The 12,874-nt window shown below is 65.0% G+C and carries 14 protein-coding genes; 9 read left to right on the top strand and 5 right to left on the bottom strand.

The genetic code is table 11. From position 1 onward, the window contains the following. Positions 1 to 301: 301 nt before the first annotated feature. Positions 302 to 1,132, bottom strand: coding sequence for a hypothetical protein (locus ACX12D_RS18990; RefSeq protein ID WP_459372285.1), 831 nt, complete (start codon positions 1,130 to 1,132; stop codon positions 302 to 304). Positions 1,133 to 1,545: 413 nt separating this feature from the next. Further along, positions 1,546 to 2,004 (bottom strand): GNAT family N-acetyltransferase, encoded by a 459-nt coding sequence (locus ACX12D_RS18985; protein ID WP_459372284.1) that lies wholly within the window; start codon positions 2,002 to 2,004, stop codon positions 1,546 to 1,548. 96 nt (positions 2,005 to 2,100) lie between these two features. Between ACX12D_RS18985 and ACX12D_RS18980 the strand changes: the two genes are divergently transcribed. The 6 genes from ACX12D_RS18980 to arfB all read left to right on the top strand — a co-directional run bounded on the left by ACX12D_RS18980 (position 2,101) and on the right by arfB (position 6,066). Continuing rightward, positions 2,101 to 2,889, top strand: coding sequence for an AraC family transcriptional regulator (locus tag ACX12D_RS18980; RefSeq protein ID WP_459372283.1), 789 nt, complete (start codon positions 2,101 to 2,103; stop codon positions 2,887 to 2,889). A gap of 71 nt (positions 2,890 to 2,960) precedes the next feature. Continuing rightward, entirely contained in the window at positions 2,961 to 3,869 is a 909-nt protein-coding gene (locus ACX12D_RS18975; protein ID WP_459372282.1) for a DMT family transporter, read from the top strand. Between the two features lie 429 nt (positions 3,870 to 4,298). Beyond that, the gene (locus ACX12D_RS18970; protein WP_459372281.1) at positions 4,299 to 4,658 is read left to right on the top strand and encodes a hypothetical protein; all 360 of its coding nucleotides are present in this window, start codon (positions 4,299 to 4,301) and stop codon (positions 4,656 to 4,658) included. 24 nt (positions 4,659 to 4,682) lie between these two features. After that, positions 4,683 to 5,090, top strand: coding sequence for a hypothetical protein (locus ACX12D_RS18965; protein ID WP_459372280.1), 408 nt, complete (start codon positions 4,683 to 4,685; stop codon positions 5,088 to 5,090). Positions 5,091 to 5,145: 55 nt separating this feature from the next. Further along, positions 5,146 to 5,586: a lytic transglycosylase domain-containing protein gene (locus ACX12D_RS18960; protein WP_459374063.1), complete on the top strand. Its 441-nt coding sequence runs from the start codon at positions 5,146 to 5,148 to the stop codon at positions 5,584 to 5,586. A gap of 66 nt (positions 5,587 to 5,652) precedes the next feature. After that, on the top strand, positions 5,653 to 6,066 hold the full coding sequence (arfB, locus tag ACX12D_RS18955; RefSeq protein WP_441635705.1) for an alternative ribosome rescue aminoacyl-tRNA hydrolase ArfB: 414 nt from the start codon (positions 5,653 to 5,655) through the stop codon (positions 6,064 to 6,066). A gap of 58 nt (positions 6,067 to 6,124) precedes the next feature. Here arfB and ACX12D_RS18950 read toward each other — a convergent pair whose 3' ends face one another. Continuing rightward, the gene (locus tag ACX12D_RS18950; RefSeq protein WP_441635703.1) at positions 6,125 to 7,501 is read right to left on the bottom strand and encodes a sensor histidine kinase N-terminal domain-containing protein; all 1,377 of its coding nucleotides are present in this window, start codon (positions 7,499 to 7,501) and stop codon (positions 6,125 to 6,127) included. Further along, positions 7,498 to 8,166: a response regulator gene (locus ACX12D_RS18945; RefSeq protein WP_459372279.1), complete on the bottom strand. Its 669-nt coding sequence runs from the start codon at positions 8,164 to 8,166 to the stop codon at positions 7,498 to 7,500. The genes ACX12D_RS18950 and ACX12D_RS18945 overlap by 4 nt, the downstream gene beginning before the upstream one ends. 245 nt (positions 8,167 to 8,411) lie before the next feature. Here ACX12D_RS18945 and ACX12D_RS18940 point away from each other — a divergent pair, with 245 nt between their 5' ends. Genes ACX12D_RS18940 through ACX12D_RS18930 form a run of 3 tightly spaced genes read left to right on the top strand, consistent with a single transcriptional unit; the run spans position 8,412 to position 11,192 of the window. After that, a complete protein-coding gene (locus ACX12D_RS18940) occupies positions 8,412 to 9,437 on the top strand; it encodes an ABC transporter substrate-binding protein (RefSeq protein ID WP_459372278.1) in 1,026 nt (341 codons plus the stop codon). 58 nt (positions 9,438 to 9,495) lie between these two features. Beyond that, positions 9,496 to 10,293 (top strand): ABC transporter ATP-binding protein, encoded by a 798-nt coding sequence (locus ACX12D_RS18935; protein WP_459372277.1) that lies wholly within the window; start codon positions 9,496 to 9,498, stop codon positions 10,291 to 10,293. A gap of 35 nt (positions 10,294 to 10,328) precedes the next feature. Further along, positions 10,329 to 11,192 (top strand): ABC transporter permease, encoded by an 864-nt coding sequence (locus tag ACX12D_RS18930; RefSeq protein ID WP_174425798.1) that lies wholly within the window; start codon positions 10,329 to 10,331, stop codon positions 11,190 to 11,192. 504 nt (positions 11,193 to 11,696) lie between these two features. On the opposite strand, the gene ACX12D_RS18925 is transcribed toward ACX12D_RS18930, so the two are convergent. After that, on the bottom strand, positions 11,697 to 12,827 hold the full coding sequence (locus ACX12D_RS18925) for a porin (RefSeq protein ID WP_459372276.1): 1,131 nt from the start codon (positions 12,825 to 12,827) through the stop codon (positions 11,697 to 11,699). Between the last annotated feature and the right edge of the window lie 47 nt (positions 12,828 to 12,874).

Here is a 12,874-nt window from a genome sequence, read left to right as displayed (position 1 = left end):
TGCGTGATGCGGAATGACTTCATCACGCTGAAGATGTTGCCGGCCGACCGGGCGGCGATGGTGCGAGAATTCGATCTGGAGCCTGCCTGCAGCAGGATGGGCCAGGCAGCAGGCGCGCTGGGCTGGATAAGGAACCGTTCAGCGTCGATCCTGCGGCCGGCTGAACCGGTCGCCGAAGTATGCGATGACCGTCCGAGACACACATGGGGACGAACTGCGCATCCGTGCAGCGATAAAAGTCAAAGAAAAACCCGGCCTACGCCGGGTTTATATGTTTGATGGGCCGAGCCGCGACCCTCGGTTAAGGATTCTTCGGCAAGCCAAGGAGCTTGTCTCCAACTTGTCGATCGAGCGCGATTCGTTTGAGGACGGGTACATCAGCAAAGTTGTGAACTTCGGTCAGGCAGCCCCAGATTCGATATCCCATTATGTCATCGCTAACAATCTCGCCCTCCTCGGAAAGAGCGGTGGCGAGCGCATTGCTAACAATGAAGAAGCGGACGGGCTTAAGTAAAACGGGTGTGAGCGAATGCCGGGTGCAAGCGTCTTCCCATGCTTCAGCGGGCTCGCCGCGAACTGGATAGAAGTCGTTCTCGCCGCCGAGCCATTCCTTGAGCAGATCTTCAAACTCGGCTCCTTCAAACTCTTCCCCGGCGGAGCCGTATATGTGAAAGATGCCGTCATACTCCAGTTTCCAGCCGATGGATTCGAGGTGGTCCTTAACCTCGGCCCAGTTTGTCACGATGTATTCGTCATAGATGGGATAGAGTTCCAGCCTAGCTTCCACCGCAGCGAACTCGAAACTCTTGCGCTCTCGGATTTGCTCGAGCACGTCCCGCTCCAGTTGGAGGTCGTTCAAGCAGCTCAACGGCGCGGCCGTAAGGAGTTCCTGCACATCATCTACAAACCTATCTGCCGCCAGTAGAATGTGGCGTTTGCAGATCCCCGCAATCCGTGCGGCGAGGGTATTTGGAGGGCTATCCTCCAGCGCCCGCCGAATTCCTAGCGAAACGTTGCCGCCGCCCAGAGCGGCGGCAAGCTCTAGTGTAGGACCGTCAAGATAGACATTCAGGCGTTTCCCGTCCGTGAGCTCTGCAGGCCGACCTGGCCCCCCGTGCTTGTTGTCGTCCATAGCTATCTCCCTTGCATGACGCCAAAATCATACACACCTTTTTATAAGGTGTGTATGAAATGTCGTAAACAAATCGCTTTGGGATAGTGGATCTCGAATGTCGGTAGGGTCGGATGTACCGGGCTAGAGCGGCGATCTGGGCCCGTTTGACCGACATTTTGCCGCTTGCATTCTGTAGCTAAATTTCACCTAGGCCGGGCTGGATCGGCCTTGTTTGACCTTGATTAGCCTTGGTTTTGCAATTTGCGAGTTGCGTAAGGCATTGATTTATAAAGCGTCCTGGCTCGTCACCAAAACTCCGAAGGCAGGGGTTGCTGGTTCGATCCCAGCCGGGCGCACCAAGATTCTCCTTGGCAGTTCTTGCCGCATCACCCCAGCTTCCCCCGTTGCCTTGCCGCCCGGCTTTAGCAAGCCTAGAGGATCAGCTTGTAGCCTTCGTGGCTGGCAACGAAGCCAAGCTTTTCATAGAACCGGTGCGCATCCGGACGGCCCTTGTCGGTGGTGAGTTGCACGATGGCGCATCCGCGTGACCTGCATTCCGAGATCGCCCAGCCGAACATCTGCTGGCCGAACCCTGCGCTGCGAAACGGCGCCGCGATGCGAACCGCTTCGATCTGCCCCCGCCATGCACCTCTGCGGGCGATGCCGGGTATGAATGACAGTTGCAGCGTGCCGATTACCGTGCCGCCATCCACGGCTACCACGAGACGCTGATTCGGGTCCGCAGCGATGGCGTGGAACGCGGTAACGTACCTTTCGTCCACGGGCGTGCCGGCAATCTCCCGCTGGCTGCCAAGCGCATCGTCCGCCAGCAATGCCACGATGGCGGGAAGATCGGCCAAGACTGCTGACCGGAAGAGGATGTGTTCCATGTCAGAACCGGGGGTAGCGCAAAGCGGAAGGGTGAGTATATCGTCGCGCCAAAGGGAGCAAAAAGGGAGCACGGAATGCGCTCAGGACAGTTCAGGATGCTTCGCTGCGAGATGCCTGGCGTGGAGGCCGTCGAGGCAAGCACGCGCCACACCTTTGCGCGGCATACCCACGAGCAATTTGGCATTGGCATGATCTGGCAGGGCGCGCACAGGTCGCACAGCGGGCGCGGCATGGTCGAGGCGGGCCCCGGCGACATGATCATGGTCAACCCGGGCGAGGTGCACGATGGCATGCCCATCGGCGACGCCGGGCGCACGTGGCGGATGCTTTACTTCGATCCCGCATGCATCGCGCGGGCCAGCCTGGACCTGAGCGAGGGCAGGACGAGCCAGTGCGAATTCCCTAGCCCGGTCGTCAGCGATGCCGCGGTGGCGGCCAGCTTCCAGCAGCTCTATCTGCTCGTCACGGCCGGCGGCGGCGCTGGCTCGGATCTGCAGCGCGAGGCGATGCTGCTCACTTTGCTGGCGCGGGTGGCGGAGCCCGGCCTTGCGCGCAGCACAGGCGCGCAGGCGGGGGCGATCGATCGGGCGCGCAGCCTGATCGACGATGATCCGGCCGCGGCCGTCTCGCTGGCCGAACTCGCCGAGGTTGCCGGGCTGAGCCGGTTCCAGCTGCTGCGCGCGTTCTCCAAGGCAACCGGGCTGACGCCGCACGCGTACCTCTTGCAGCGACGCATCCATCTGGCTCGCGCGCTGATTGCGCAGGGCAAGGCCCTGGCCGATGCGGCAGCCGCCAGCGGCTTCGCCGACCAGAGCCACATGACGCGGATGTTCGTGCGCCAGTACGGCGTGTCGCCGCGCGCCTACGCGGCCGTGGTGACCTGAGCTGCAATTTCGTTCAAGACCCGATGCGCCGCCCCGGCTAGCCTGCTGTTTTTCCATGGCGGGGGCTGCGCATGCCGGGCAAGCGGGGAAGTTATCTGGGGTATTTCTATCTGACCCTTGCGATGGTGCTGGTTGGCAGCACCGTGATTGCCAGCAAAGTCATTGCGTCCGGCTTGCCACCGTTCACGGCCACCGCGCTGCGGTTCGCGATTGCCTTGCCGTGCTTGCTGGGCGCATTGCGACTGACCGGCACATCGTGGCCAAGGCCGCGCGGGCGCGACCGGATCACGCTGGTGGTGCAGGCCGCGGCGGGCAGCGTGGGCTATACGACGCTGTTGATCTCCGGTCTGCGCCTGACCTCGGCTGCGGATGCCGGCGTCATCATTGGTACGCTGCCCGTGGTGTCGGCGGTGATCGCGATCCTGCTGCTTGGCGAGCGGCCCCATCGTTTCCTGATGCTCGCGATCGGGCTGGCCACGGCAGGGATTGTCATGGTTGCCTTTCCGTCCGGCGCTGGCAGCGGGCGTTCCTTGCTTGGTAACGCGCTCGTCCTGGGAGCCGTAGTGTGCGAAGGGCTGTTCATCCTGCTCAACCGGCGGCTGGACCAGGCGATTGCGCCACTCGCGCTATCGGCGGTCATGTGCGGCATCGGGTTGGTCGCATCTGCGTTGTTCGCTGTGTTCGAGGCGCCGTGGACGTTGGCGTTTTCCGCGCAGGCGGTGGGGGCGGTGATCTACTACGCAATCGTGCCGACGGTCGGCGGATTCCTGCTGTGGTACGCGGGTTCGGCGCGCACGAGCGGCAGCGAGGCAGCGCTGTTTACCGCGCTTGCGCCGGTGTCGGCGGTCGTCCTGGCGGCGGTGTTGTTGGGCGAGCGGGTCAGCCTGGCCCAGGTGGCCGGGGTCGGTTGCGTGCTCGTGGCTGTGGCAAGCCTGCTACTGGTGCGGCCGGCAAGCCAGGGTGCGGTGCAGGGTCCTTGAGCGCATTCATGGCGCTGTGCGCGTTGTGCCGTTGATACAGCTGCGCGCGCCTCGGCGGGTTTCGGGCTGCGGCGGAACCGCCGCCGGCGATTTCCGGCGGCGCTCACGGTATGGCGCGTGGCGCATTTCGGTTTGGCGCCGCGCGGCTTGTTGCGCACGTGCCTTTCCGGAAAGTGTCATGGCCGTCGCGTAGCCGCGCCTGCGCGCGCTACGGCTGCCCGGCGGGAGGCACTGTCAATCGGCAAACAGAAGCATTTTCGCCCCTTAATTGCGCCCTTTCGCCCGATCGGCCCAATGCGTAAATGGCGCGCATCCAACGCCTCGGGAAGCCATTCTATGTGCAATATCGCAGACAAAGTGCCCCGCGAACGGACGCGCCGGGCTGTCGCTTACTCTCGGCCGCCAGGCGCGTGGGCAAAGCGCCTGGCGATGCCGCTGGCCGGCGCGGCAGCCCTGCTCGCGCTGGCGGGTTGCGCCCAACTGCCTGCGACGGCGAACGCACCGGCGCCGCAAAGCACGATTGCGAGCTTCGTGATCCCGCCGGATGCGCTTGGCGCGCGCGATGCGCAGCTCGCGGCCGTGCTGGCCAAGGCCGGCGCGCTGGCGGCCCGGCAGAAGCAGCCGGCGACCATCGTCGTCACCGCGCTCGGCCAGGACTTGCCCTACCTCAACCAGGCGATCTGGAAAGGCGTACCGGCACAGCGCACCACCGCAGTCCAGCTCGAGAACCTGACGGCCGGCGCAAGCCAGCCGTACAGCGTCGCCATCAAGACGGCGCAATCGCAATAGCACCGCAGCAAGGAGCCGCAGCCGATGCACCGCCTCACCCTGTTTGCCGTCAGCCTGGCGCTGGCCATGCCGGCCCTTGCCGCCGAGCCTGGCGCCGATGTCCATCCTGCCTTGCCAGCGGCCGCACCGGCCGCGGACAAGGTCTATCCACCGCTGCCTACCCTGGCCATGTTGCCGCCCGCGAGCGGCAGTGACGAGCTCAGCGCGCCGCGCGTAGGCCACACCGCCAGGGCCAGGATCAAAGCGCCCCCCGCGCCGGAACGCAAGAGCCTCGCGCCATTGGTGCGGCTGGTGGTTTCCGACACCTCGCGTGCGTACCTGGAGACGATCGGACGTCAGCTCGACCTGGCCCTGCAGCAGTCGTCCCCGCCCGGGCCGGCTGAAGATCATCGCCAGCGCCTGGCAAGCGAGGGCACCCGTCGTGTCCGCTAACGCCCATACGAAGGCAGCCGGCCTGCGCCAGCACCGCGGGCAGGCCGGCAGCTCGCTGGCGGCTTCGCTGCTGCTGTCGCTGTCGCTGTTGCTGTTCCACGGTGCGGCCCGCGCGCAGGATTGCTTCGAGCAAGCGGGCACCTACCAGGGCGTCAATCCCTCGGTGCTGCGTGCCATCGCGTGGTTCGAGTCGAAGGGCGATCCCGCCGCGCTGAACCGCAATGCGAACGGGTCGATCGACGTTGGGCAGTTGCAGATCAACTCCGTGCATTTCAACGACCTGGCACGCCATGGGGTGCCGAGCCGCGCGCTGACCGACTCGTGCGTCAACATCTATGTCGCCGCCTGGCTGCTAAAGCAAAAGATGGTGAGGCATGGCAACACCTGGCGCGCCATTGGCGCCTACCATTCCGAATCGCCGGGGCAGCGCGACGCTTACGCGCGCAGCATCCAGCGGATCCTGGTGGCCTGGGGCGAGCTGCCGTCGGCCCGCTAGCGCGTGGGTAGCGCATGGCTAGCGCATAGGAACGCATGGGAGCGGGCCGCACCCGCCCTTGCTATCATGCGTGCCATGCTGCCCGACATCACCATCCTCCACACCGAATACGAGATCACCGCGATCCGCGCGCAAGGCGCGGGCGGGCAGAACATCAACAAGGTGTCCAACGCGGTCCACCTGCGTTTCGATGTCCGCGCCTCGTCGCTGGAAGAAGGGCACAAGGCGCGGCTCCTGCAGCTGCACGACCACCGCATCACGCGCGATGGCGTGGTGGTGATCAAGGCGCAACAACACCGCAGCCTGGAGATGAATCGGGAGGAGGCAGTGCAGCGCCTGCACGACCTGGTGCGCAGCGTGGCTACGCCGCCACGAACGCGCCGCCCCACGCGGCCTACCTTCGGCTCGAAGATGCGGCGCCTCGAAGGCAAGAGCCAGCGCAGCCAGGTCAAGGCGCAGCGCGGCAAGGTGGTGGACTAAGGGCGGCGCGCGCGCTGGTACCTTTGTCTCACGCCGCCACCTGACATCGGCGCGACACTCAGGCGGCCAGAGGCAGGCGCACCGTCAGCGTGACGCCGCGCCCGCCGATGCCCGGGCTCAGGCTTACCTGGCCTTGCGCCGTCAGCACGATCTCCTTGACGATGGCAAGCCCCAGGCCGCTGCCTTCCTGGTTCGGCAGCGCGTTGCGATAGAAGCGATCGAATATCTTGGGCCGCGCTTCCGCGGGAATGCCGGGGCCGTTGTCGCTCACTGCCAGGACGGCACTTTTTGCCTCGAGCGTCAGGGCCACGGTGACCTGGCCCTGCGCCGGCGTATAGCGGATTGCGTTGTCGACCAGGTTCGATACCACGGCCGCCATCATCCACTCGTTGACGCTCACCCGTGCACTGTCGACCGCCAGCTCGGCCCCCAGGTCGATGCCCTTGCGCTGCGCCAGCACCACCATGTCTTCCAGCACGTTGGTCACCAGCGGCACCAGGTCCGCGCCTTGTTGCGCGGCGCCGGCACTGCGCGCGGCTTCGGCCTGCGACAGCAGCAGCAGCTTGTTGGCCAGGTTGGTCATGGCCTGTGTGCTGGTCTCCATCGAGCCGAGGATCTCGCGCAGCCTGGCTTCATCGTCCACCCGCGCGGCAAACTCCAGCTGCGCCCCCAGCACCGCGAGCGGCGTGCGGATCTGGTGCGCGGCATCGGCAATAAAGCGCTTTTGCTGGCGCACGTATTCATTCAGGCGCTGGATGCACTGGTTGATCGCCTCGACAATGGGCCGCAATTCCTGCGGCAGGTCGATTGCGCTCACCGGTACCAGATCCATGGGGTCGCGTCCCGCCACTTCGTCTTTCACCCGCAGCAGCGGGCTCAGCTCCACCGTGAGCCCGATCATCACCAGCCCCACGGCCAGCACCAGCATCACCACTTCGCGCAGCAGTGCCGGCATGCGCAGGCTGCGAACCAGTTCGTGGTTGCCGATCAGTGTCTGCCCCACGGTGACGGTGACCTTGCGGGCCTCGCCGGAGTCGAACATCGTGCGAGTGGCTTGCACTACCCGCACCGGCTGCGACTGGAAACGGGAAGAGTAGAACACGGGGCTGGCGGCGCCCGCCATCGGTGGCTGCTCGAAGCGCGGGTTGCCGGCCAGGATCCGGCCCCGATCGTCGACCACGTTGTAGAAAACGTGGTCGCCATAGGGCGAGTCGAACAGGGACAGCGCCGACGGTGGCACCTGCACCGTGATGCGTCCGTCCGCCCACGCGATGTGGCCCGCGATGACGTCGGCCGAAGCTTGCAGCGCGCGGTCTTGCACGCGGTTTGCGGTATCGGCCGCACTCAGGTAGGCGGCATAGCTGCTGATGCCCACAAAGCCCGCCAGCGGCACCAGCAGCCATAGCAGCAACCGTACGCGCAGGCTGTGGATCATTGCTTTTGCTGCAGCAGGTAGCCCAGGCCGCGCAGCGTCATGATGGTGGCCTGGCAGCCCTCGAGCTTCTTGCGGATGCGATGGATATAAATCTCGATGGCATCCTCGCTAGCCTCCTCGTCGAGCGAGTACACGCCCGACATGAGGCTTGCCTTGGACACGGTCTTGCCGAGCCGCATCATCAGGATTTCCAGCGCGGTGTGCTCTTTCAGGCGCAGCGAAAGCAGCTCGCCCGCGACATAGAACTGCCGCGTGTCGGTGTTGTAGGTGAGGTCGCCGCAAGCCAGCTCGGCTTGCTTCTCCCCGGTCTGCCGCCGCGCCAGGGCTTTGATGCGCGCGACCAGTTCCCGCACCTCGAAGGGCTTGACGAGGTAGTCGTCGGCGCCCAGGCCCAGGCATTCCACTTTTTCGTCGATCGACGCGCTTGCGGTCACCACCAGTACCGGCACGTTGTTGCGGCGCGCGCGCAGCCGGCGCAATACGCTCTTGCCGGCCAGGCGCGGGATCTGCAGGTCTAGCAGCACCACGTCGTAGCATTGCGTCTGCAGCAACTGATCGGCGTACTCGCCGTCCAGCGCGGTGTCGACCATGAAGCGCTCTTCCTTCAGCAGCCTCGCGAGCCAGTGGATGAGCGAAGCGTTGTCTTCGATCAGCAATACCTTCATGAACCGCTCTGGTGAGGACCTACTGTTGCCGGGGTCTCCTTTTACCACTGCCCGCCACGCCGCAGACACAGCACCGCATCGGGATATTCCCTGAGACGCGGCGAAAGCTGCGTGAAGGTTTGCGCTGCCTAGAATGCTTCGAACCCCGCGCTGTGGCCCCGGCGAGCGCGGAGGCACGCCGTAACCAGAGCCCAATCATGCCCCGGCCACCAAAACCTGGCGCCAGCAAAACAAGGGAGACAAAGATGAATGCACACAGGAAGGGCGCGCTTGCCGTGGCCTGCGCAGCACTTGCGGCACTTGCAGCACTTGCGCCTGCGCACACGGCGCAGGCGGCCGATGGAAAGCTGTCGATCATGGTGGGCGGCGCGACCAAGATCATCTACCTGCCAGCCAGGCTGACCGAGCAGCTGGGCTACTTCAAGGAGGAGGGGCTCGACGTCGAGATCCTCTCGCAACCGGCCGGGGTCGACGCCGAAAACGAACTGCTGGCCGGCGCGGTGCAGGGCGTGGTGGGCTTCTACGATCACACCATCGATCTGCAAAGCAAGGGCAAGGAAGTGGAGGCCGTGGTGGTGTTCGGCAAGGTGCCGGGCGAGGTGGAGATGGTGGCCACGCGTGCCGCCGGCCAGATCAAGAGCATGGCCGATGTGAAAGGCAAGACGCTCGGCGTGACGGGCCTGGGCTCGTCGACCAACTTCCTGACGCAGTACCTGGCCTTCAAGGCGGGTGTGCCGCCCAGCCAGTACACGGTGCTGCCGGTTGGCGCCGATAACAGTTTCATGGCCGCGATCCGCCAGAGCCGCATCGATGCCGGCATGACCACCGAGCCCACCATCTCGCAATTGCTCAAGACCGGCGAGGCGCAGGTGCTGGTCGACATGCGCACGGCCGAGGGCACCACCCAGGCGCTGGGCGGGCTCTATCCGGCCTCCAGCCTTTACATGCAGCGCGCCTGGGTGGAGGGCCACAAGGAGCAGGTGCAGAAGCTGGCGCGCGCCTTCGTCAAGACCATGCGCTTTATCAAGACCCACAGCGCCGAAGAGATCGCGCAGAAGATGCCCAAGGACTACTACGGCAATAACCGCGAGCTCTACGTCAAGGCACTGGGCGCCTCGCTGCCCATGTTCACGGACGACGGCAGGATGCCCGCCGGCGGCCCCGAAACGGTGCTCAAGGTGCTTGCCTCGTTCGATCCGACGGTCAAGGGCAAGCACATCGAACTGGGCCGCACCTTTACCAACGAGTTCGTCGACCGCGCCGCCAAGTGAGGCACCAGGCGATCAACCGGTTCGCGCCGCCGGCGCGCGCGCACTGCAAGGAAACATCATGACCAATACCGTGCCGCAAGATGCGCCGGCCATCGAATTCGAGCGCGTCTCCTGCCGCTTCATCGCACCCGATGGCACTGCCACCGTGGCGTTGCGCGACTTCTCCATGAGCGTGGGCAAGGGCGAGTTCGTCGCCATCGTCGGGCCGACGGGATGCGGCAAATCGACCACGCTGAGCCTGATCACCGGCCTGCTCAAGCCAAGCACCGGCGAGGTGCGCCTGATGGGCAAACGCGTGGCCGGCATCGATCCGCGCATCGGCTTCGTGTTCCAGGCCGATGCGGTCTTCCCGTGGCGCTCGGTGCTGCACAACGTGGCGGCCGGGCCGCTGTTCCGCGGCGCTGGCCGCGACCAGGCCTATGGCCTGGCCGAGGAATGGGTGCGCAAGGTCGGCTTGGCAAAGTTCAGCAACCACTATCCGCATCAGTTGTCGGGCGGCATGCGCAAGCGCGTGGCGCTGGCGCAGACCTTCATCAACAACCCGCAGATCCTGCTGATGGACGAGCCATTCAGCGCGCTGGACATGCAGACCCGCACGCTGATGCAGGACGAGCTGCTGCAGCTCTGGTCGCAGAACGCAGGCTCGGTGGTGTTTGTCACGCACGACCTGGAAGAAGCCATCGCCATGGCCGACCGGGTCTTCGTGCTGACCGCGCGTCCGGCCACCCTCAAGCGTGTCTATGAGATCGACCTGCCGCGCCCGCGCGTGACTTCGGAGATCCGCTACGAAAAGCACTTTGTCGAACTGTCGCGCGAGATCTGGGCCGATCTGCGCGAAGAAGTCCACATCGACTGATGCCGCGCCGCCAACCGTAGCCAATGCCAACGCCAATGCCAATACCAATGAATATGGAAGCAAACACGGCCCTTGCCGACGAACTCGACGTCTTTGAACGGGAAGCCAGGCTGGCCATGCGCCGGCGCCGCCAACTGATCATCACCCTGCGCATCGCCTTGCTGGTGGTGGCTCTGGGCGGCTGGGAGCTGGCAGGACGGCTGCACTGGATCGACCCGTTCTTCTTCTCCATGCCCTCGCTGATTGCGGAGCAGATCTACGACTGGTTCGTCAACGGCACCTCGCAGGGCCCGCTGCTGGAGCAGGTGGCGGTCACGCTGGAAGAGACCGGGCTCGGCTTCCTGATCGGCTCGGTCGCCGGCGTGATCTGCGGCATCGTGCTCGGGCGCAACAAGCTGCTGGCCGATGTGTTCAGCATCTACATCCAGATTGCCAACTCCATTCCACGCGTGGTGCTGGGCTCGATCTTCGTGATCGCGCTGGGCCTGGGCATGGCCTCCAAGGTGGCGCTGGCGGTGGTGATGGTGTTCTTCGTGGTGTTCGGCAATGCCTTCCAGGGCGTGCGCGAAGCCGACCGCTACCTGATCGCCAATGCGCAGATCCTCGGCGCTTCCAAACGGCAACTGACCTTCGCCGTGGTGGTGCCGTCGGCGTTGAGCTGGATCCTGGCCAGCCTGCACGTCAGCTTCGGCTTCGCGCTGGTCGGCGCCGTGGTGGGCGAGTTCCTGGGTTCCAAGCAGGGCATCGGCCTGCTGATCGCCACGGCGCAGGGCGCCTTCAATGCCAGCGGCGTGTTCGCCGCCATGATCGTGCTGGCGGTGGTGGCGCTTGCCGCCGATTTCCTGCTGACCACGCTGGAAAACCGCCTGCTTAAATGGAAGCCGGGCAACCTGGCCTGAGCTTACGTCGCGGCGGCACAGCGCAATAGCGCTACGCACGCGCCGGGAAGCCATCTCCCTTGCCCACCCCGACTCCCCGTCGGCGTGGGCCTTTTTGCTTGGTTCGCCGGACTTCGTGCGAGCGCCCGCCCTCTCCCCCGGCCCCTCTCCCACAAGTGGGAGAGGGGAGCAGACCAGTGGCAATGAACGAAGCCGACGGATGGGCCAGCACCGCACGCCATGACGACGGCTGTCGCTCCCTCGCCCCTCATGGGGAGAGGGCCGGGGAGAGGGGTGGCTTAGCTAGGAGCCGCTTGAAGCGAAGCCCGTGGTGTTCCCCAGCACGCAGGCGGGACGAGCGCCCACCCTCTCACCCCGGCCCATCCATCTCCCACAAGCGGGCGATGGCAGCAAACCTGCCGCACGCAACGAAGCCGCCAGGCGAAAAAAAACCCGGCTTGTGGCCGGGACAAGGAAAGTTCGGAGCCAGGCCCGCGCCGCCAGGCGCAGGCCGATGCAACGGGATCAGAAGCGCGTGCGCATGCCCACCGCGAATTCGCTCTGGTGCGCGAAGCCGTTCGATTGCGCGGCGTGATAGCCGTGCTGCAGGAACATGTAGTCGGCGGCCAGGTAGACCTCGGTACGCTTCGAGAAGTGATAGAAGATCGAGCCGTACACGGTGTTCTTGCGGCCGCTGTCGGTCGCCGTGGAGTTAGCGGTGTTGCCGTAAGCATTGATGGTGAAGCCGTCGGCATTCAGGGCGGCGTGGCCGGCCTTCATCATCTGGTAGCCGATCTCATAGTCGAAGGCGCCTGCCGGGTCGATCTTGAGCGACACGGTGTAGGCGTCGTCCTTGCGCTGGCCCAGCGCGCCCTGCTCCGCGGTGTAGTGGAAATAGCCCGCGCTGGCGCGCACGATGCCCCACACATAGTTGCCGCCAGCCGAATAGGTACGGTTGCGCTGGCCATTCACGTTGGCCTGCGTGAAGAAGCTCGAGACGTGGAAATTGCCGCCGTTGTAGCCCAGGGTGACGGTTTCCGTGGTGTTGCGCGACGGCGCGCCCGGCACTTCGCCGAACTGGTAGCCCGCGCCGGCGGTCAGGCCGTTATCGAACAGCTTCTTCCACACCACGCCGTTGTCCATGCGCGTGCCGGTGGCGCTGCCCGCGTAGAACACCAGCTGCTTGAAGTTGTTGTTGTTGGTGTAGCCGCCTTCTTCCGTGGTGATGGCCGCCGGGCCGTAGGGGTCGCCGTAGAGGCCGGAGGCCATCGGGTCGCGCCCGAGCGCATTCTGGCGGCCGAAGGTCAGCTTGCCGAAGACATCGCTGTTGATGCCGACCCAGGCGTCGCGGTTGAACAGCACGCCGGGGGTGTCCATCGCGCCGTTGTAGCTCTGGAATTCGCTCTCCAGCTTGAAGATCACCTTGGTGCCGAAACCGATGTCTTCCGCGCCGGTCAGGCCCCAGCGGTTGCCGCTGAACCACGCCGGCTGGTGGTAGCCGGTGAGGCGGTCGCCCTTGGCGTCGGCGTTGCTGATGGTGCTGATGGTGGTGTCGATGAGGCCATACAGCGTCACGTTCGATTGCGCGTTGGCGTGGCCGGCAAAGGCCGCGCCGATTGCCAGCGCGAGGGCTGTGATTTTGGTTTGGGCTTTCAAGTTGATCTCCTCGGGGCTCGCTAGTTTTGTCGATGATTCCGGCTGCT

This window comes from Cupriavidus sp. PET2-C1, assembly GCF_054515855.1.
Note: the sequence above shows the minus strand (reverse complement) of the source record. Positions and strands in the feature narration are given on the sequence as shown.